Source organism: Micromonospora sp. WMMC264 (genome assembly GCF_027497275.1).
GTDB classification, from domain to species: Bacteria; Actinomycetota; Actinomycetes; order Mycobacteriales; family Micromonosporaceae; genus Micromonospora; species Micromonospora chalcea.
In genome coordinates this window covers 400,001-420,534 of record NZ_CP114907.1, presented here as the reverse complement: position 1 = coordinate 420,534, position 20,534 = coordinate 400,001, and the positions used below count along the sequence as shown (strand labels likewise).

Here is a 20,534-nt window from a genome sequence, read left to right as displayed (position 1 = left end):
CGGACGCAGCGTATCGAGGATGCACCAGTCGGGGCAGCCCCACCCCGCGCACGCGCGCGGTCGCCCGGAAGGACGACGGAGCGCGGGAACCCGGTCGGGTTCCCGCGCTCCGGTACGGTCCGTGCCTCAGCCCTGGGCGGCGGCGGGCAGCTTCAGTCCATTGACCGGGGTGAGCGGCAGCAGCTTGCGGCCGGTCGGGCCGATCTGGATCTCGGTGTCCATGGACGGGCACACGCCGCAGTCGAAGCAGGGCGTCCAGCGGCAGTCGTCCTGCTCGTACTCCGACAGCGAGTCCTGCCAGTCCTGCCAGAGCCAGTCCTTGTCCAGGCCGGAGTCGAGGTGGTCCCAGGGCAGGACCTCCAGCTCCTCGCGCTCGCGGGTGGTGTACCAGTCGAGGTCCACGCCGTACGCCGGCAGCACCTCGGCGGCGGCGTCCACCCAGCGCTGGTACGAGAAGTGCTCGCTCCAGCCGTCGAACCGGCCGCCGTTCTCCCAGACCTTGCGGATCACCGCGCCGACCCGGCGGTCGCCCCGGGACAGCAGGCCCTCGATCAGCGACGGCTCGCCGTCGTGGTAGCGGAAGCCGATCGCCCGGCCCAGCGACCGGTCGCTGTTGATCGCCTGCTTGAGCAGCTTGAGCCGGCCGTCGATGACCTCCGGCCGCTCCATCGAGGCCCACTGGAACGGGGTGTGCGGCTTGGGCACGAAACCGCCGATGGAGACCGTGCAGCGGATGTCCTTGGACCCGGTCGCGGCGCGGCCGGCCCGGATCACCTCGTGCGCCATGTCGGCGATCTCCAGGACGTCCTCGTCGGTCTCGGTGGGCAGGCCGCACATGAAGTAGAGCTTCACCTGCCGCCAGCCGTTGGAGTACGCGGTGACCACGGTGCGGATGAGGTCTTCCTTCGACACCATCTTGTTGATCACCTTGCGGATCCGCTCCGACCCGCCCTCCGGGGCGAACGTCAGACCGGTCCGCCGCCCGTTGCGGGACAGTTCCTGGGCCAGGTCGATGTTGAACGCGTCCACCCGGGTCGAGGGCAGCGACAGCGAGACGTTCGTGCCGGCGTACTGCTCGGCCAGGCCGGAGCACATGTCGCCGATCTCCGAGTGGTCGGCCGACGACAGCGACAGCAGGCCGACCTCGTGGAAGCCGGAGAACTCCAGCCCTTCCTTGACCATCTGGCCGACGGTGGTGATCGAGCGCTCCCGCACCGGACGGGTGATCATGCCGGCCTGGCAGAACCGGCAGCCCCGGGTGCAGCCCCGGAAGATCTCCACCGCGTACCGCTCGTGGACCGTCTCGGCGAGCGGGACCAGGGGCTTCTTCGGGTACGGCCAGGCGTCCAGGTCCATCGTCGTGCGCTTGTGCACCCGGAACGGCACGTCCGGGCGGTTCGGCACGACCCGCTGGATGCGGCCGTCGGGCAGGTAGTCGACGTCGTAGAAGCGCGGCACGTAGACGCTCTCGGTCCGGGCCAGCCGCAGCAGCAGCTCGTCCCGGCCGCCCGGGGAGCCCTCGGCCTTCCACTCCCGCACGATGGCGGTGATCTCCAGCACCGCCTCCTCGCCGTCGCCGAGCACCGCGGCGTCGACGAAGTCGGCGATCGGCTCCGGGTTGAACGCGGCGTGCCCGCCGGCCACGATCACCGGGTCGGCGTCGGTGCGGTCGGCCGCGAGCAGCGGGATGCCGGCCAGGTCGATCGCGGTGAGCAGGTTGGTGTAGCCCAGCTCGGTGGAGAACGAGACGCCGAACACGTCGAAGTCACGCACCGGGCGGTGGGCGTCGACGGTGAACTGCGGCACGCCGTGGGCGCGCATCAGCTTCTCCAGGTCCGGCCAGACCGCGTACGTCCGCTCGGCCAGCACGTCGGGCAGCTCGTTGAGCACCTCGTACAGGATCTGCACGCCCTGGTTGGGCAGGCCCACCTCGTACGCGTCCGGATACATCAGCGCCCACCGGACGGTGGCGGCGTCCCAGTCCTTGACCACCGCGCCCAGCTCTCCACCCACGTACTGGATGGGCTTGGTCACCTGCGGCAGCAACGGCTCCAGCCGAGGCCAGACCGAGTTGGCGGCGGCGGGACGCGGGGTGGTGGACGGGGCACTCATGATGCCCAAGCGTACGCGGTGCCCCCGCCCCGCCGTCCCCAGCCGCCACACCCGCGCCCGTGTCCGCCGCGTTGATCAAGGAGTTTGCGGGCTGTCCCGCGCTCCCACCGGACACGAACTCCTTGATCACCGGAGTGGGGCCGGTGAGCGGGCGGGATTAGTCCTGGGTGGCGGGGCGGTACTAACCTCGCAACGGGCGCGAGAGGAGATAGCCGCGATGCCGCAGCCGCAGCCGGGGGCGGGCCGGCCGGCCGACGGGGCCGAGGAGCCGACCGTCATCGAGCCGGCCACCGCCGTCGACACCGAGGACGCCACCGGCGCCGCCGCTCCGGCGTCGCCGTCCGCCGCGCCGGGAGCCGCCGCACCCGAGGGCCGGCCGTCCACCACGCCGGACACCGCCGCGCCTTCGCACGACGCGGCCCCGCAGCCGGGGACCACCGAGGCCGAGACGCCCACGAACGAGGTCGACGCCACCGCGCCCGCGACGCCCACGGACAGGGTCGAGCCCACCGGAACCGAGAAGCCCACCGAGAAGGTCCAGCCCATCGAGACCGAGACGCCCACCGCCAAGGTCCAGCCCACCGGAACCGAGACACCCACCGACAAGGTCCAGTCCGCCGCGACCGAGACGGCCACGGACAGCGCTGAGGCCCTCGCCGCCGGCACCGAGACGCCCGCCGACAGCGCTGACGCCCCGGCAACCGACGCCGAAACACCCGCCGAGACCGCCGGAACACCGGCCGACAACACCGCGACAGCCGCCGGGGGGACCGACACCGTCCCGCAGGTGCCGGTCCCACGGGCCCGCGGGTCGGCCCCGGTGCCGGGCCGGACCACACCCGCCCCCACTCCCCGCACGGGCCGCCAGCCGGACCCGACCCGGATCGACGCGGCCCCGCAGCCGCCCGCGGCCACCACCACGCCGGACCCGACCCGGATCGACGCCGCGCCGCAGCCACCCTCGGCCACCACGCCGGACCCCACCCGGGTGGACAACGCCCCGAACCTGACTGGGAACGCACCGAACGCCACCCGCGTCGAGGCGCCCCGCTGGAGCGGCTCCGCCGCCGTCCCGCCACCGCCGCCGAGCCGGCCCCGCTGGGGCGCGTCCGCCGAGCCCACGCCGGTGCCGCCGTTGGACTCGCCCGAGCACGCCACGCCGGTCGACCCGTGGGAGGGGGTGGACACCGCCGGCTGGGAGCTGCACGCGCCGGAGCTGCCGCCCCTGACGCCGACGCTGCCGTACACCGCGCCCTGGTCGACGCCGAACCCCCACCCGGCCCACCCGGCGCCGCCGCAGCCGCCCCACCCGCAGCCGCCCGCCGCGCGGGTCTCCACGCCGCCGCACCACCCGGCACACCCCGCCGCACCGGCCGCCCGGCCGGTCTCACCGCCGCCGCATCACCCGGCCCGGCCGGTGTCGCCGCCGCACGCGCCGCAGTACCCCGCCGCGCCGGCCGCCCGTCCCCTGCCACCACCGGCGGCTCCCGCCCCGGCCAAGCCGGCGCGGCCGCCGAAGCAGCGCCGGGGCAAGGCCGGGCCGCCGGTCGCGCCGCCGCCGGGCTGGCAGCAGCCGCCCAAGCGGACCCGCCGACGGCGTCGCTGGCCCTGGGTGCTGCTGCTCAGCGTCGCGTGTTGCTGCGGCCTGCCGCTGTGGTGGTTCCAGCCGATCTCCAGCCAGTACCCGGCCCGCGCCAGCCTCCCGGACCAGATCGACTCGATGCGGCTGCGCCAGGACGAGCGCAGCCAGGCCGCCGCCGAGGAGCTGAAGAGCCGGGTACGCGAGTCGAACCTGCTCGCCGAGGACACGTTCGCCGGTATCTACACGACGAGCGACGGCAAGCGGGTGACGTTGTTCGGCAGCACCGGCCTGCGGTTCAGCCCGGAGTCGGACGCCAAGGCGGAGATCGACCGCCTCGCCGGGGAGTACGGCCTGAAGGAGTCGGTGAACGTGGAGACCGGCGTCCGGGGCCGGTACGCGCGTTGCGCGGTCGGCCGGGCGGACGGCGACTCGGTGGTGGTCTGCGCCTCGGCCGACCACGGCAGTCTGACCACAGGCGTGTTCACCCGGTTGTCCGTGGACGACAGCGGGCGGCTACTGAACGATCTGCGTCAGCGCGTGGTGGTGCCGAAGTCCTGACCGCTCAGGCGGTCTGCTCACCGGCGGCCTGGTCGGCGCGCTTCGGCGCGTAGCGCGGGACGTACTCCTGGCCGCTGAGCTTCTGGATCTCGGCCATCATCTCGTCGGTCATCGCGCGCAGCGACGTGCGGTCGTCGGGACGGCCGGTGAAGTCCAGCGGCTTGCCGAACTTGATGGTGATCTTTGCGCGGCCCGGTCGCGGGATCCGCGTACCGATCGGCTGGGCCTTGTCGGTGCCGGTCACGCCGACCGGGATGATCGGCACGCCGGCGGCGATGGCCAGCCGGACCGTGCCGGTACGCCCGCGGTAGAGCCGCCCGTCCGGCGAACGGGTGCCCTCCGGGTAGACGGCGACCAGGTCACCGGCCTTGAGCACCGGGATCGCCGCGTCGAACGCGGTGAGCGCGGCCCGCCCGCCGGCCCGCTCGACCGGGATCGCGCCCAGCCCGGTGAGCACGAACTTGGAGAAGCCGCCCTTGAGGCCGGTGCCCTTGAAGTACTCCGACTTGGCCCAGAACGCCAGGTGGCGGGGCACCACGGTGCCGAGCAGCAGCTCGTCGGCGACGGAGAGGTGGTTGCTGGCGAAGATCGCGCCGCCGGTCGCCGGGATGTGCTCCAAACCCTCCACGTGCGGACGGAAGGCCAACCGGAGCGCGGGCGCCACGGTGAGCTTGCCGATGGTGTAGAGCAGGGGCACGGGTCCTCCGGCGGTCGTACGTGAAACAGGCGCTGTCACGGTAGCCGACGCGGCCGTCCGTCACCGAGCGGGTGGCCCGCAGTCCACTCGCTGGGGCTGGGCCCTCCCCCACCACGGGGGCGGGGGAGGGCACCCGGTCCGGCTCAGACCTTCCGGACCGTCACTGTGACCCGCTCGCCGTCGCCGGCCTCGCCGGCGAAGCCGTCGAGCCCCTCGGCGAAGTCGATGCTGTCGGCCAGCACCTCCCGGGCCACGAACTCGGTGTACGCGGCGACCGCCGCGCGTACCTCCTCGGAGGCGGAGACGGCCACCGTGATCCGGTCGGAGACGTCCAGGTCGGCGTCGCGGCGGGCCTGTTGCACGACCCGGACCACGTCCCGGGCCAGCCCTTCGGCGGCCAGCTCCGGCGTGACCTCGGTGTCCAGCACGACCACGCCCTCACCGCCTGGCAGCGGCGCGGAGTGCTCGGCGTCGGCGGCGACCAGGCGCAGCTCGTACTCGCCTTCGGCGAGCGTGACCCCGGCGGCGACCGGGGCGCCGTCGCGCAGCTCCCACTCCCCCGCCTTGACCGCCTTGATCACCTGCTGGACGGCCTTGCCGACGCGCGGGCCGAGCGCCCGCGGCACCACCGTGAGGACCTGCTGGCAGTACGCGGACACCTCGTCGGTGAGCACTACCTCCTTCACGTTGACCTCGTCGGCGACCAGGTCGGCGAAGGGCCGCAGCTGGGCGGCGACGGGCGAGGCCACTGTCAGCTTCGCCAGCGGCAGCCGTACCCGCAGGCCCTTGGCCTTGCGCAGGGACAGCGCCGCCGAGGCGACCGACCGCACGTTGTCCATCGCGGAGACCAGCTCGTGGTCGGCCGGGAACTCGTCCGCCCGCGGCCAGTCGGTCAGGTGCACCGACCGCTCGCCGGTCAGCCCGCGCCAGATCTCCTCGGCGGTCAGCGGCGCCAGCGGCGCCACCACCCGGCACAGCGTCTCCAGCACCGTCGAGAGCGTGTCGAACGCGTCAGCGTCGCCGGCCCAGAACCGGTCCCGGGACCGGCGCACGTACCAGTTGGTCAGCGCGTCCAGGTAGGACCGCACGGTGGCGCACGCGCCGGAGATGTCGTACGCGTCCATCTGCGCGCCGACGGTCGCCACCAGCTCGTTCGTCTTCGCCAGCACGTACCGGTCGAGCACGTGCGTGGAGTCGGTACGGCGACGCGCGGTGTAGCCGTCGGCGTTGGCGTAGAGCGAGAAGAAGTACCAGACGTTCCACAGCGGCAGCAGCACCTGGCGCACCGCGTCCCGGATCAGCGACTCGGTGACCGCCATGTCGCCGCCGCGCAGCACCGGCGAGGACATCAGCATCCACCGCATCGCGTCCGACCCGTAGGAGTCGAACACGTGGTAGACGTCCGGGTAGTTGCGCAGGCTCTTGGACATCTTGCGGCCGTCCGAGCCGAGCAGGATGCCGTGGCTGATGCAGTTGCGGAACGCCGGCCTGTCGAACAGCGCGGTGGCCAGCACGTGCATGGTGTAGAACCAGCCGCGGGTCTGCCCGATGTACTCGACGATGAAGTCACCCGGGTAGTGGTGCTCGAACCACTCGCGGTTGGAGAACGGGTAGTGCACCTGGGCGAACGGCATCGAGCCGGACTCGAACCAGCAGTCCAGCACCTCCGGCACCCGGCGCATCATCGACTTGCCCGTCGGGTCGTCCGGGTTGGGACGGACCAGGTCGTCCACCGCCGGCCGGTGCAGGTCGGTCAGGCGTACGCCGAAGTCACGCTCGATGTCGGCCAGCGACCCGTACACGTCCACCCGCGGGTAGTTCGGGTCGTCGGAGCGCCACACCGGGATCGGCGAGCCCCAGAACCGGTTCCGGCTGATCGACCAGTCGCGGGCGTTGGCCAGCCACTTGCCGAACGAGCCGTCCTTGATGTGCCCGGGCGTCCAGTTGATCTGCTGGTTCAGCTCGACCATCCGGTCCTTGAACTTCGTCACCGCGACGAACCAGGACGACACCGCCTTGTAGACCAGCGGGGTGTCGCAGCGCCAGCAGTGCGGGTAGGAGTGGGTGTAGGTGTCCTGCCGCAGCACCACGCCCCGCTCCTTGAGTTCCCGGATCACCGGCTTGTTCACGTCGAAGACCTGCTCGCCCTGGTACGGCGGCACCAGCGCGGTGAACCGGGTGTGGTCGTCCACGGTCACGACGGTGGGGATGCCGGCGGCGTTGCAGACGTTCTGGTCGTCCTCACCGAACGCGGGGGCGAGGTGGACGATCCCGGTGCCGTCCTCGGTGGTGACGAAGTCCGCGGCGAGCACCTGGTAGGCGTTCTCCCCGGCCGGCTCGACCAGGAAGTCGAACAGCGGCGTGTAGCGACGCCCGACCAGGTCCCGGCCGTACACCGTGCCGACCTGCTCGTACCCCTCCAGCTCCTTGGCGTACGCGCCGAGGCGCGCGGCGCCGACGACGTAGCGCTCACCGTCGCGTTCCAGCACCGCGTACTCGATGTCGGGGCCGACGGCGAGCGCCAGGTTCGACGGCAGCGTCCACGGCGTGGTGGTCCAGACGCCCAGCTTGACCGGCCCGCGCAGCGGCTCCGGCGCGTTCTCGTCAGCGGTCAGCCCGAACCAGACGGTGAGCGTCGGGTCGTGCCGGTCCCGGTAGACGTCGTCCATCCGGGTCTCGGTGTTCGACAGCGGGGTCTCGCACCGCCAGCAGTACGCCAGCACCCGGAAGCCCTCGTAGACCAGGCCCTTGTCGTGCAGGGTCTTGAAGGCCCACATGACGCTTTCCATGTAGTCCAGGTCGAGCGTCTTGTAGTCGTTGGCGAAGTCGACCCAGCGGGCCTGCCGGGTGACGTACCGCTCCCAGTCGTGCGTGAACTCCAGCACGGAGGTGCGGCAGGCGTCGTTGAACCGGGCCACGCCGAGGTCGAGGATCTCCGCCTTGGTGGTGATGCCGAGCTGCTTCTCGGCCACCACCTCGGCGGGCAGGCCGTGGCAGTCCCAGCCGAACCGGCGCTCGACGCGCCGGCCGCGCATGGTCTGGTAGCGCGGCACCACGTCCTTGACGTAGCCGGTGAACAGGTGGCCGTAGTGCGGCAGGCCGTTGGCGAACGGGGGGCCGTCGTAGAAGACGTACTCGTTCTCGCCGTCGCGGCCGGCGTCGCGGGCCTCGACGGACGCCTCGAAGGTCTTGTCGGCCGTCCAGTGCTCCAGGACCCGGCGCTCGACCGCGGGCAGGTCCGGGCTCGCCGGGACACCGGCGCCGGACGGGTCGTGCAACGGATAGGCCATCGCCTGTCGCTCCTCAGCAGCTCACTCGTCTGTGCTCTGCGAGGACGAGCCGGATCCGGTACGCCGTGACCGGCGTGCCGGGCGTGGCCCGCGGTACCACCCCGCTTGGCGGCCGAGGTGCGACCGCCCGCTCGTTGGCCGGCTGTGACGGGCCGTCCCGTCCGGTTCTACTGGGCCGGTCACCCGGCTGTTCCTCCGGAGGCTCACCGGTGATGGCCGGGTCGTCGCCTGTGCGTTCAAGCGTACTCGACCCCCTGCCCGCCGTGCCGCGCCGCCGGGTATTCCACTGCCCGGCGAGGTGTCAGCGGCGCGACGGGGCCGGGAGGGTGGTGGTCCAGAGCGAGGCGCCGGAGCGGTCCCGCAGGTGGACCGTCAGAGCCGCCGACGGGCCGTCGATCGTGACCTCGCCGAAGTGCTGGAAGCCCTCGGCCGGGGAGGTGTTGGCGCGCGGCGGGGCGTGCACGAACACCGCCTTCGGGCCGAACGTGCCGTCCAGCGCGTTCGGGCCGAATGCGCCCGCGTGCGCCGGGCCGGAGACGAACTCCCAGAACGGGCTGAAGTCCCGCACCGCCGCACGGGCCGGGTCGTAGTGGTGGGCGGCGGTGTAGTGCACGTCGGCGGTGAGGAACACCAGCCCGGTCACCCCGGCCCGGTGCGAGGCGCGCAGCACCTCGGCGAACTCCAGCTCCCGGCCGGCCGGCGCGCCGTGGTCGCCCTGCGCCACGCCCTCCTGGGCGTCTGCCCCGTCCGGCACCACCACGCCGATCGGCAGGTCGTTGGCGATCACCTTCCAGGTGGCCCGGGACGCGCGCAGCTCCCGGATCAGCCACTCCCGCTGCGCCCTGCCGAGCAGCCCCCGGTTGCGGTCGGCGTACGTGTTGCCGTCGTTCGGGTCCTTGTAGGTGCGCATGTCCAGCACGAACACGTCCAGCAGCGGCCCGTACGACAGCTTGCGGTACATCGGCCCGCCGGCCGGCACCGGCAGCCACTCGTGGAACGCCTGCCGGGCCCGGGCGGCGAGCACGTCCACCCGCTTCTCGCCGTACCGCTCGTCGGTCAGGATCTCCCCCGGGTACCAGTTGTTCACCACCTCGTGGTCGTCCCACTGGTTGATCTGCGGCACCTCGGCGGCGAACGCCCGCAGGTGCTCGTCGAGCAGGTTGTACGCGAACTGCCCCCGGTACTCGGCGAGCGTCTCGGCCACCTTGCTCTTCTCCGGCGTCACCAGGTTGCGCCAGGTGCGCCCGTCCGGCAACACCACGCTCTCGGTCAGCGGGCCGTCGGCGTACACGGTGTCGCCGCTGCACAGGAAGAAGTCCGGGCGGCGCTCCCGCATGGCCCGGAAGATCGCCAGCCCGTCGAAGTCGGGGCTGATCCCCCAGCCCTGCCCGACGATGTCGCCGGTCCACACGAACCGCACGTCACGCCGCTGCTGCCGCCCGGGGGCGGTGGCGAACGAGCCGGTCAGCGGCTCGCTGCACAGGCCGTGCCGGTCCAGGCTCTCCACCCGTACCCGGTAGTGCAGCCGCTGGCCCGCGGGCAGGCCGCGCAGGCGGACCTTGCCGGTGAGGTCGCCGGTGGGGTCGACCACCGGGCCGCGCACCAGGCGGGCGCCGCGCAGGTCCGGCCGGCGGCTCACCTCGACCAGCATCCGGCCGGGCCGGTCCGCGCGGGTCCAGACCAGCGCCGAGTCGGCGGTCACGTCGCCGCTCTGCACGCCGTGGGTGAGCAGCGGCCGGCCGCCGGGCCGCAGGCCGGGTGCGGCGGGCGCGCCGGGCGCGCCGAGCAGCGCGCCGCCGGCGACTCCGGCGCCGGCGACCAGGCCGGCGCGGAGCAGGGTACGTCGATCGATGTGCGTCATGGGTTCTCCCGGTCTCGGCAGTGTCGCCAGCCCGGTCTACCGGCCGCAGGTGGCCGGGAACTCCGGTCGAGGTGACCGGAACGTCAACGACTGTTGTCGGCCCGGCCATGACCACCGTCACACCGCAGGCGCGTCACGCCGCGCCCGCCGTGCCCCGTCCTGTGCGCGTACCCCAACCAACGAGGAGGCGGCGATGAGCCGGATGGACATGGCGGCGGTGGCGCCGGAGGCGTACCAGGCCGTGCTGGGCCTGGAGAAGTACGTCCGGACGAACGTGGACCACACCGTGCTGGAGCTGGTGAAGCTGCGGGCGTCGATGCTCAACGGCTGTGCGTTCTGCGTGGACATGCACAGCCGGGAGGCGCTGGGGGCCGGGGAGGACAGCCGCCGGCTGTTCGCGGTCGCGGCGTGGCGGGAGGCGCCGTTCTTCGACGAGCGGGAGCGGGCCGCGCTGGCCCTCACCGACGCGGTGACCCGGCTCGGCGAGCACGGCGTGCCGGACGACGTCTGGGACGGCGCGGCGAAGGTGTGGTCGGAGAAGGAACTGGCCGACCTGGTGGTGGCGATCGCCACCATCAACGTGTGGAACCGGGTCGCGGTGACCTGCCGGACGCAGCCGCCGGCGCAGGTCTGATCGCTGACACACGACGGCCCCGGTCCCGCCAGGAGCGGGCCGGGGCCGTCGGCGCGTCGGTCAGGCCAGCTCGGGGAACCAGAGCGCGATCTCGCGCTTGGCGCTGTCCGCCGAGTCGGAGGCGTGCACCAGGTTCTCCCGGTTCGACAGCGACAGGTCGCCCCGGATCGTGCCGGCGGCGGCCTTGCGGCCGTCGGTGCTGCCGATCATGGCGCGCACCACCTCGATCACCTGGTCGCCGGAGAGCACCAGCGCCACGAGCGGGCCGCTGGTCATGAACGTCTTCAGCGGCGGGTAGAAGGGCTTGTCGACGTGCTCGGCGTAGTGCTGGTCGGCGAAGTCGCCGTCCATGGTCCGGGTCACCATCGCGTCGATCCGCAGGCCCTTGCGCTCGAAACGGGACAGGATCTCGCCCACCAGACCGCGGCGCACCGCGTCGGGCTTGATCAGTACGAGCGTCCGCTCGTCCGGGCTGCTGCTGGACACGCTGGTTTCCTCCTGCGCACTCAAACGGGGTCGGCTGGGTACGGTCAGCGTAGCGACCCGGTCCCGGCGCCGGCGCGGCGGCTGCGTCTTCCCTGGCCCGCCGTGGCGGCCTAGCCTGGCCCTGGAACCCCTGGGAGGTCCACTGTGGCGAATGGCGGGAACCGCACGATCGCGCCGGTACGCAAACTGATCGGCACGGTGCTGGGCACCGTCGCCACCTTCGTGACGGTGTTCGGGCTGGGCATGACCAGCTGGGCCATCGTGGCGCTCGGCGTCGCGCTGCTGGTGCTGGCGATCGCGCTGGCCACGGTACGCGGCGGCGGTCGCACCTGGGTGATCGGGCTGGGGCACGTGCACAGCGCCTCCGAACCACCCACCCAGTACGCGTTCGGCCGCTGCGAGCTGCAACTGGTGATCGACGCGCCCGGATTGCCGCCCCGGTCCAAGAAGATCATCGAGCCGCGGGTGCCGGTCGCCAAGTGGCCCTCACTCGGCCAGGCGCTGCCGGTCCGGGTGGCGCTGGACGACCAGCGGCACGTGCGCGTCCTCTGGGACGAGGTGCCCACCCACGCGGAGACCGCCGCCGCGGTGGCCGACCTGCCGCCCGAGTACGACACCCCGGACCCGCTGGACGAGCCGCTGATCGCGCAGGAGGCGCCGCCGTGGGCCGGGCGCGCGCCCGAGGACGACTTCCGCGACGACTACCCGCCCGCGCCGGAGGAGTACCTGGACGACGTGCCGCCCCGGGCCGAGGAGCGCGAGCCGGTGGTGCTGCACCAGAGCCCCAGCGGCCGGATGGTGCTGGAGGGGCAGCTCGTCGAACCGGCAGCCGCCGGCCCGCTCCCCCGCCGCGCCCCGGCGCCCCGCGTCCCGGCCGAGGAGCCGATCGGCGCCCCGGCACCCGACAGCACGCGCGCCGAGGCGGCCGACACCATTCCCGTCGAGACCGTGCCCGACCCGATCGACGTGCCGCTGGACGACCCGGCGGACGCGCCCCGGCGCTCCGACACCCCGCCCACCGCCGAGGAGCTGGACGAGGCCATCTTCGGCCCGTCCGGCTCGTCCGGCCCGGCGGACGCGGCCGAGCCGGACGGGCTGGGCAGCCCGATCAGCGGCGTCGGCATCACCCTGCTCGTCACCGACCTGGACCGGTCCCTCGACTTCTACCGCGAGCTGGGCTTCGACGAGCTGGACCGGGGCGAGGGCAACGCCGTGCTCGCCTCCGGGCCGACCCGGCTGGTGCTGCGCCGGGTCACCGGCGCCGCCCCGATCAGCCGCCGGCTGGTGCACGTCAACCTCGAGGTGGACGACATCCAGGGCGCGTACGAGCGGCTGCGCGAATCGGGCGTCCGGTTCACGTACGCGCCGCGCGTGGTCAACCGGGGCACCAAGCTGGAGGTGTGGGCGGCGGCCTTCCGCGACCCCGACGGTCACGGCGTCGCCCTGACCCAGTGGCGCACCCTCGCCGAGGTGTAAGGAAGGGCCCCTTCTTAACGCCTCAGGTAGAGGAAGGGGCCCTTCTTAACACAACACCGCGCGGGACCGCGCCGCGCGCGACGGCGCTCAGCCGAGGATGACCCGCCGCACGTGCAGCGCGTACGCCCACACCAGCGCGAACATCACCCCGAGCGCGAACAGCGACCAGTGCAGCAGCCCGGAGAGCAGCAGCAGACCCTGAAGCACCGTGCCGGCGTGCCACGCCCACGGTCGGCGCATCAGGCCGGCCAGCACCACGCAGGCGACCGCCAGCGCCACGATCGCGCCGATCGCCGCGCCGCTCAGGTCACCGCCGACCACCCGGATCGGCTGGATGGCCAGCAGCAGCACCAGCGCCTCCAGCGCCATCGTGCCGGCGCCCAGTCCACGTACCGCCTTGTCCGGGTTCCGGAGCCCGGACCGCCGCTCGCCGCCCGCCTGCTCCGGACCGGCCTGGTCCGCGTCCGGGCCATGCTGCGGGCCGGTCATCGCTTGAGCAGCCGGCGGGCGTCGGCCACTGTCACCACCGATCCGGTGACCAGCACGCCCACCCCCGCCAGCTCGCCCGGCACGTCCGCCTCGGCCTCCGCCACCGCCGCCTCGATCGCGTCGGGCATCTCCCGGGCCACCTGCACCCGCTCCGGCCCGAAGATCTCCCGCGCCAGCGCGGCCAGCTCGTCCACCGGCATCGCCCGGGGCGAGCTGTTCTCCGCCACCACGATCGAGTCGAGCACCGGTTCGAGCAGTTCCAGCAGGCTCGCCGCGTCCTTGTCGCCGAGCACCGCCAGCACGCCGACCAGCTTGCTGAACGCGAACTCCTCCTGCAGCGCGGCCACCGTGGCGGCCATGCCGTGCGGGTTGTGCGCGCCGTCGAGCAGCACCGTCGGCGCGGTCCGTACCCGCTCCAGCCGGCCCGGCGAGCTGGTCGCGGCGAAGCCCTCCCGGACCGCCTCGATGTCGAGCTGCCGCCGGGCCCCGGCGCCGAGGAACGCCTCCACCGCGGCCAGCGCCACCGCCGCGTTCTGCGCCTGGTGCGCGCCGTGCAGCGGGATGAAGATCTCCTCGTACACGCCGCCCAGGCCCTGGATGGTCAGCACCTGGCCGCCGACGGCGACCGCGCGGCGCAGCACGCCGAACTCGGCGCCCTCCCGGGCGACGGTGGCGTTGACCTCGGCGCAGCGTTCCAGGATCGGGCGGGCCGCCTCCTCCTCCTGCGCCGCCGCGATCACCGTGGCGCCGGGGTGGATGATGCCGGCCTTGTGCAGCGCGATGTCCTCGATCGTGTCGCCGAGCCACTCGGTGTGGTCCAGCCCGATCGGGGTGATCACGGCGACGCCGGCCTGGATGACGTTCGTCGCGTCCTCCGCGCCGCCGAGCCCGACCTCCACCACGGCCACGTCGACCGGGGCGTCGGCGAACGTGGCGAACGCCAGCGCCGTGGTCATGTCGAAGTACGTCAGCGGCTCGGCGAACCGCTGGTCGACCAGCTCGGCCAGCGGAGCGATCTCCCGGTACGTGGACACGAACCGCTCCTCGCTCACCGCCTCGCCGTCCAGGCTGATCCGCTCCCGGACGGTCTCCAGGTGCGGGCTGGTGTAGCGGCCGGTGTGCAGCCCGAACGCCCGCAGCAGGGAGTCGATCATCCGGGCCGTCGAGGTCTTGCCGTTGGTGCCGGTCAGGTGAATCGACGGGTACGCCCGCTGCGGGCTGCCCAGCAGGTCGAGCAGGGTTTCGATCTTCTCCAGCTCGAAGTGCATCCGGGTGAAGCCGCGCGCGTTGAGCGCGGCCTCCACCTCGGCGAACGCGCTGCGGTCGGTGCGGTCGGTGCGGTCGCTCACGAGGGCAGCGCCTCCAGGGCGGCGTCGATCCGGACCAGGTCCGCTTCGGCCACCGCCAGCCGTTCGCGGATCTTCGCCACCACCGGCTCGGGCGCCTTGCCGACGAACGCCGGATTGTCCAGCTTCGCCCGCGCCTGGGTGGCCTCCTTCTCGGCCGCCGCCCGGTCCTTGGTGAGCCGGGCGCGCTCGGCGGCCACGTCGATCGAGCCGCGGGTGTCCAGCGCGACGCTGACCGCGCCGGGCATGGCCAGCGTGGCGCTGGCCTGGAAGTCGTCGCCGGGCGCGTCGAGCCGGGCCAGCGAGCGCACCAGCGGCTCGTGCGCCGCGATGCCCGCGCCGGTCAGGCCGTCGAGCCGCGCGGCGACCCGCTGGGTCGGCCGCAGCCCCTGGTCCGACCGGAACCGCCGGACCTCGGTCACCACCCGCTGGAGGGTGGCGACTTCGCCTTCCGCGGCGTCGTCGACGAGGGTACGGTCGGCGACCGGCCAGGACGCCGTCAGTACGGTCTCGCCGCCGCTGAGCGCGGACCACAGCTCGTCGGTGACGAACGGGATGACCGGGTGCAGCAGCCGCAGGAGCTGGTCCAGCACGTGCCCGAGCACCCGCCGGGTGGCGTCGGCAGCCGGCCCGCCCTCGGCCAGCACCGGCTTGCTCAGCTCCACGTACCAGTCGCAGACGTCGTCCCACGCGAAGTGGTAGAGCAGGTCGCAGACCTTCGCGAACTCGTACGCCTCGAACTGCTCGTCCACCTCGGCGGTGACGTGCGCCAGCCGGGACAGGATCCACCTGTCGACGGTGGAGAGGTCGGCGGCGTCCGGCAGCGGGCCGCCGGTGTGCGCGCCGTTGAGCAGCGCGAACCGGGTGGCGTTCCAGAGCTTGTTGCAGAAGTTGCGGGAGCCCTGGCACCACTCCTCGCTGACCGGCACGTCCTGACCGGGGTTCGCGCCGCGGGCCAGCGTGAACCGGGTGGCGTCGGCGCCGAACCGGTCGATCCAGTCCAGCGGGTCCACCACGTTGCCGAACGACTTCGACATCTTCTTGCCGTGCTCGTCGCGGACCATGCCGTGCAGCGCCACCACGTCGAACGGCTGCACGCCGTCCATCGCGTACAGGCCGAACATCATCATCCGGGCGACCCAGAAGAACAGGATGTCGTAGCCGGTGACCAGCACGCTGGTCGGGTAGAACTTCGCCAGGTCCGGGGTGCGCTCGGGCCAGCCGAGCGTGGAGAACGGCCACAGGCCGCTGGAGAACCAGGTGTCCAGCACGTCCTCGTCCTGCCGCCAGCCCTCGCCGGACGGCGGTTCCTCGTCCGGGCCGACGCAGACGATCTCGCCGTCCGGGCCGTACCAGACGGGGATGCGGTGACCCCACCACAGCTGGCGGGAGATGCACCAGTCGTGCATGTTGTCGACCCAGGCGAAGTAGCGCTTGGCCAGCTCGGCCGGCTCGATCGCCACCCGGCCGTCGCGCACCGCGTCGCCGGCGGCCTTCGCGAGCGGCCCGGTGTTGACGAACCACTGCAGCGACAGCCGCGGCTCGACAGTCGTCTTGCAGCGCGAGCAGTGCCCCACCGCGTGCAGGTACGGCCGCTTCTCGGCCACGATCCGGCCCTGCTCACGCAGCGCCGCGACGATCGCCGGGCGGGCCTCGTACCGGTCCAGGCCCTCGAACGGGCCGGGCGCGGTGATGATCCCGCGCTCGTCCATGATCGTCAGCGAGGGCAGGTCGTGCCGCTGGCCGATCTCGAAGTCGTTCGGGTCGTGCGCCGGGGTCACCTTGACCATGCCGGTGCCGAAGCTCGGGTCGACGTGCTCGTCGGCGACGATCGGGATCCGCCGGTCGGTGAGCGGAAGCTCCACCTCGGTGCCGATCAGGTGCCGGTACCGCTCGTCGTCCGGGTGCACCGCCACCGCGGTGTCACCGAGCATCGTCTCGGCGCGGGTGGTCGCCACCACCACCTCGTCGCCGTAGCGGATCGAGACCAGCTCGCCCTCGTCGTCGGTGTGCTCCACCTCGATGTCGGACAGCGCGGTGAGGCAACGCGGGCACCAGTTGATGATCCGGTTGGCCCGGTAGATGAGCCCGTCGTCGAAGAGCTTCTTGAACATGGTCTGCACGGCCCGGGACAGGCCCTCGTCCATGGTGAAACGCTCGCGGTCCCAGTCGACGGCGTCGCCGAGCCGGCGCATCTGGCCCAGGATCGCGCCGCCGGACTCGGCCTTCCACTGCCAGACCCGCTCGACGAACTTCTCCCGGCCGAGGTCGTGGCGGGACAGCCCCTCACCGGCGAGCTGCCGCTCGACCAGGTTCTGGGTGGCGATGCCGGCGTGGTCCATGCCCGGCAGCCAGAGCGCCTCGTACCCCTGCATCTTCTTGCGCCGGGTGAGCGCGTCCATGAGCGTGTGCTCGAACGCGTGGCCCATGTGCAGCGAGCCGGTGACGTTGGGCGGCGGGATGACGATGGTGAACGGTGGCTTCTCGCTGTCCGCCGACGCCCGGAAGTGTCCGCCGGCTACCCACTGCTCGTACCGTCGCTGCTCTACCTCGCCGGGCTGGTACTGGCCGGCGAGGGTCGGGGCGTCGGGGCGTCGGGCATCCAGTCTCTCGGTCACCCTGAAAGTCTACGGAGCGCTTTCGAGGACCTGACGTGCGCCACCGGTGATTCGCGTACGGTGGCGGTCATGTCCGACGCGCATCTCACCGAGCGCCCGGTCGACGGGGGTTCCGATCCGGTCGAGCTGACCGAAGAGCCGATCGAGCTGAGCCGCCGCGACCCCGCGCAGGAGCCCGAACGCCGGCCCGTCTCCCGGCGCCGGAAGATCGTCCTCGCCGCCCTGCTGGCGGCCGGCCTGGCCGGCGCCGGCGTGCTCGGCCTCGGTGGATGGCGGGTGCTCCAGCAGAAGGACACCACTCTCGGTCAGCCCACCGAGGTCGCCGGGCTGGTACGCGACGACAGCGAGCGGGCCCGCAGCACCGCCGACTACCTGCGCGACGGGCTCGCCGCCGACATCGAGCTGGACCGCGGCTACGGTGCCGTCTACTCCGACCGCGGGGACGCCAAGCGCTCGGTGCTGCTGTTCGGCGGCACCACGCTGCTCTGGCAGCCCGAACGCGACCTGGACACCCTGTTCGGGCTGATGGCCGACGAGACCGGCCGGGTCGCGGGCCTGCGCGAGGTGGACGCCGGCCGTTTGGGTGGCGTGATGAAGTGCGGTACGACGAGCGGCGACGGCGGTGACTTCGCGGTCTGCGGGTGGGCCGACCACGGCAGCGTGGTGATGGGCATGTTCCCGGGCCGGACGGTCGACGCCGCCGCGGCCCTGTTCCGGGACATCCGAGAGTCCGTCCAGACGCGCTGACCGCGACCTCGGCGGGCACTCGTCCACGCCAGTGCGGCGAGGGGACAGGCACCCGCCCCGTCACGTCGCCGTGGTGACGGGTGCCTGTCCCCGCCCTGGTGACCGCTCCCCGCAACGGCCGCCCGGTTCGCCACTACGGGGAGGTGGCTGCATTCCCGGCACGCCGTTGCCGCCACCTCGGCGTAACGGCCCCCCGGATCGCCATTACGGCGTAGTGGTGGCCGGTTCGGCGGTTCGGGGAAGTGGTGGGTGGTCCACCGTTCACGCGCCGGCATGAGGGCCGGTTTTCGGGGTGGACGCGTTTCAGGGCCACCCCCGTGAGGGGTGGCCCTGAAATCGAATGTTTGTCCGGCGGTGTCCTACTCTCCCACACCCTCCCGAGTGCAGTACCATCGGCGCTGGAGGGCTTAGCTTCCGGGTTCGGAATGTGACCGGGCGTTTCCCCTCCGCCATGACCGCCGTAACTCTATGAACATGTCAACCAACCCTGTGGGTGATCGTTTGTTCAGAGTTGCACAGTGGACGCGTAGCAGCTTGGTAGTCAAGTCCTCGGCCTATTAGTACCGGTCAACTGAACCCGTTACCGGGCTTACATTTCCGGCCTATCAACCCAGTCGTCTAGCTGGGGGCCTTACCCCACAAAGTGGGTGGGATACCTCATCTTGAAGCGAGCTTCCCGCTTAGATGCTTTCAGCGGTTATCCCTTCCGAACGTAGCTAACCAGCCGTGCCCCTGGCGGGACAACTGGCACACCAGAGGTTCGTCCGTCCCGGTCCTCTCGTACTAGGGACAGCCCTTCTCAAGTATCCTACGCGCACGGCGGATAGGGACCGAACTGTCTCACGACGTTCTAAACCCAGCTCGCGTACCGCTTTAATGGGCGAACAGCCCAACCCTTGGGACCTGCTACAGCCCCAGGATGCGACGAGCCGACATCGAGGTGCCAAACCATCCCGTCGATATGGACTCTTGGGGAAGATCAGCCTGTTATCCCCGGGGTACCTTTTATCCGTTGAGCGACACCGCTTCCACATGCCAGTGCCGGATCACTAGTCCCGACTTTCGTCCCTGCTCGACCTGTCAGTCTCACAGTCAAGCTCCCTTGTGCACTTGCACTCAACACCTGATTGCCAACCAGGCTGAGGGAACCTTTGGGCGCCTCCGTTACCCTTTAGGAGGCAACCGCCCCAGTTAAACTACCCACCAGACACTGTCCCTGAACCGGATAACGGTCCGAAGTTAGATACCCAAATCAACCAGAGTGGTATTTCAAGATTGCCTCCACCCATACTGGCGTATAGGCTTCACCGGCTCCCACCTATCCTACACAAGCTAATTCAGATACCAATGTCAAGCTATAGTAAAGGTCCCGGGGTCTTTCCGTCCTGCCGCGCGTAACGAGCATCTTTACTCGTACTGCAATTTCGCCGGGCCTGTGGTTGAGACAGTGGGGAAGTCGTTACGCCATTCGTGCAGGTCGGAACTTACCCGACAAGGAATTTCGCTACCTTAGGATGGTTATAGTTACCACCGCCGTTTACTGGCGCTTAAGTTCTCCGCTTCGCCCTTGCGGGCTAACAGGTCCCCTTAACGTTCCAGCACCGGGCAGGCGTCAGTCCATATACATCGAATTACTTCTTCGCATGGACCTGTGTTTTTAGTAAACAGTCGCTTCCCCCTGCTCTCTGCGGCCATACAACGCTCCACCCGCGCGGGGCTTCACGTCTCCGGCCCCCCTTCTCCCTAAGTTACGGGGGCAATTTGCCGAGTTCCTTAACCACAGTTCGCCCGATCGCCTCGGTATTCTCTACCTGACCACCTGTGTCGGTTTGGGGTACGGGCCGCTAAGAACTCGCTAGAGGCTTTTCTCGGCAGCATAGGATCACTGACTTCACCTGAATCGGCTCGGCATCACGTCTCAGCCCCATGTGTCGCGGATTTGCCTACGACACGGCCTACACGCTTACCCCGGCACAACCACCGGCCGGGCTCAGCTACCTTCCTGCGTCACCCCATCGCTTGACTACTACCCGCCAGGTTCCCACGCTCCCCAACCTCAACCCGAAGGTCTTGGCCGGTTTGGGTGGTTAGCACAACGAGGTTCGTCAGGGTCGCTCTTTCGCGGGTACGGGAATATCAACCCGTTGTCCATCGACTACGCCTCTCGGCCTCGCCTTAGGTCCCGACTCACCCAGGGCGGATTAGCCTGGCCCTGGAACCCTTGGTCATCCGGCGGAAGGGTTTCTCACCCTTCTTTCGCTACTCATGCCTGCATTCTCACTCGTGCCGCGTCCACAACTGGGTCACCCCGCTGCTTCACCCCCGGCACGACGCTCCCCTACCCATCCACACACCTGCACCTGGCATCAAGGCCAGGCGAAGTTAAAATGTGAATGCCACAGCTTCGGCGGTGTGCTTGAGCCCCGCTACATTGTCGGCGCGGAACCACTTGACCAGTGAGCTATTACGCACTCTTTAAAGGGTGGCTGCTTCTAAGCCAACCTCCTGGTTGTCTATGCGACCCCACATCCTTTTCCACTTAGCACACGCTTAGGGGCCTTAGCTGGTGATCTGGGCTGTTTCCCTCTCGACTACGAAGCTTATCCCCCGCAGTCTCACTGCCGCGCTCTCACTTACC

12 protein-coding genes and 2 rRNA genes (1 of these 14 cut by a window edge) are annotated in these 20,534 nt (G+C 71.1%); 4 read left to right on the top strand and 10 right to left on the bottom strand.

Annotation, left to right across the window (positions count from 1 at the left end; genetic code table 11):
• Positions 1–126: 126 nt before the first annotated feature.
• Complete coding sequence (locus O7542_RS01955) at positions 127–2,112, bottom strand: TIGR03960 family B12-binding radical SAM protein (protein ID WP_043328969.1); 1,986 nt, start codon at positions 2,110–2,112, stop codon at positions 127–129.
• A 217-nt stretch (positions 2,113–2,329) separates the two neighbouring features.
• On the opposite strand from O7542_RS01955, the gene O7542_RS01950 reads away from it, so the two are divergent.
• Positions 2,330–4,252: a hypothetical protein gene (locus O7542_RS01950; protein ID WP_281605601.1), complete on the top strand. Its 1,923-nt coding sequence runs from the start codon at positions 2,330–2,332 to the stop codon at positions 4,250–4,252.
• A 4-nt stretch (positions 4,253–4,256) separates the two neighbouring features.
• Here the strand turns inward: O7542_RS01950 and O7542_RS01945 are convergent, their stop codons facing one another.
• From O7542_RS01945 to O7542_RS01935, 3 genes are all read right to left on the bottom strand, one after another.
• Positions 4,257–4,949 (bottom strand): lysophospholipid acyltransferase family protein, encoded by a 693-nt coding sequence (locus tag O7542_RS01945; protein WP_069087994.1) that lies wholly within the window; start codon positions 4,947–4,949, stop codon positions 4,257–4,259.
• Between the two features lie 143 nt (positions 4,950–5,092).
• A complete protein-coding gene (gene ileS / locus O7542_RS01940; protein WP_281605600.1) occupies positions 5,093–8,239 on the bottom strand; it encodes an isoleucine--tRNA ligase in 3,147 nt (1,048 codons plus the stop codon).
• Between the two features lie 301 nt (positions 8,240–8,540).
• Positions 8,541–10,100, bottom strand: a complete 1,560-nt coding sequence (locus O7542_RS01935; RefSeq protein WP_113972702.1) for an alkaline phosphatase D family protein — start codon at positions 10,098–10,100, stop codon at positions 8,541–8,543.
• Positions 10,101–10,293: 193 nt separating this feature from the next.
• On the opposite strand from O7542_RS01935, the gene O7542_RS01930 reads away from it, so the two are divergent.
• Positions 10,294–10,734 (top strand): carboxymuconolactone decarboxylase family protein, encoded by a 441-nt coding sequence (locus O7542_RS01930; protein WP_043328964.1) that lies wholly within the window; start codon positions 10,294–10,296, stop codon positions 10,732–10,734.
• Between the two features lie 60 nt (positions 10,735–10,794).
• Here the strand turns inward: O7542_RS01930 and ndk are convergent, their stop codons facing one another.
• On the bottom strand, positions 10,795–11,220 hold the full coding sequence (ndk, locus tag O7542_RS01925) for a nucleoside-diphosphate kinase (protein ID WP_069087997.1): 426 nt from the start codon (positions 11,218–11,220) through the stop codon (positions 10,795–10,797).
• Positions 11,221–11,364: 144 nt separating this feature from the next.
• Here ndk and O7542_RS01920 point away from each other — a divergent pair, with 144 nt between their 5' ends.
• Complete coding sequence (locus O7542_RS01920) at positions 11,365–12,696, top strand: glyoxalase/bleomycin resistance/dioxygenase family protein (RefSeq protein WP_274479232.1); 1,332 nt, start codon at positions 11,365–11,367, stop codon at positions 12,694–12,696.
• Between the two features lie 87 nt (positions 12,697–12,783).
• Here the strand turns inward: O7542_RS01920 and O7542_RS01915 are convergent, their stop codons facing one another.
• The 3 genes from O7542_RS01915 to O7542_RS01905 are packed head-to-tail and all read right to left on the bottom strand — an operon-like array spanning position 12,784 to position 17,149.
• Positions 12,784–13,185 carry a DUF4233 domain-containing protein gene (locus tag O7542_RS01915; protein WP_043328962.1) on the bottom strand — a complete coding sequence of 134 codons (402 nt, stop codon included), beginning with the start codon at positions 13,183–13,185 and terminating at the stop codon, positions 12,784–12,786.
• Positions 13,182–14,534, bottom strand: coding sequence for a folylpolyglutamate synthase/dihydrofolate synthase family protein (locus O7542_RS01910; RefSeq protein WP_209962937.1), 1,353 nt, complete (start codon positions 14,532–14,534; stop codon positions 13,182–13,184). The genes O7542_RS01915 and O7542_RS01910 overlap by 4 nt, the downstream gene beginning before the upstream one ends.
• Positions 14,531–17,149 (bottom strand): valine--tRNA ligase, encoded by a 2,619-nt coding sequence (locus O7542_RS01905; RefSeq protein ID WP_113972704.1) that lies wholly within the window; start codon positions 17,147–17,149, stop codon positions 14,531–14,533. Before O7542_RS01905 ends, O7542_RS01910 begins: the two co-directional genes overlap by 4 nt.
• Positions 17,150–17,218: 69 nt before the next feature.
• Here O7542_RS01905 and O7542_RS01900 point away from each other — a divergent pair, with 69 nt between their 5' ends.
• Positions 17,219–17,896, top strand: coding sequence for a hypothetical protein (locus tag O7542_RS01900; protein ID WP_043331013.1), 678 nt, complete (start codon positions 17,219–17,221; stop codon positions 17,894–17,896).
• A 346-nt stretch (positions 17,897–18,242) separates the two neighbouring features.
• On the opposite strand, the gene rrf is transcribed toward O7542_RS01900, so the two are convergent.
• Both rrf and O7542_RS01890 read right to left on the bottom strand, forming a co-directional pair.
• A 5S ribosomal RNA gene (rrf, locus tag O7542_RS01895) occupies positions 18,243–18,359 on the bottom strand.
• A 74-nt stretch (positions 18,360–18,433) separates the two neighbouring features.
• Positions 18,434–20,534 (bottom strand): 23S ribosomal RNA (locus O7542_RS01890) (it continues 1,008 nt past the right edge of the window).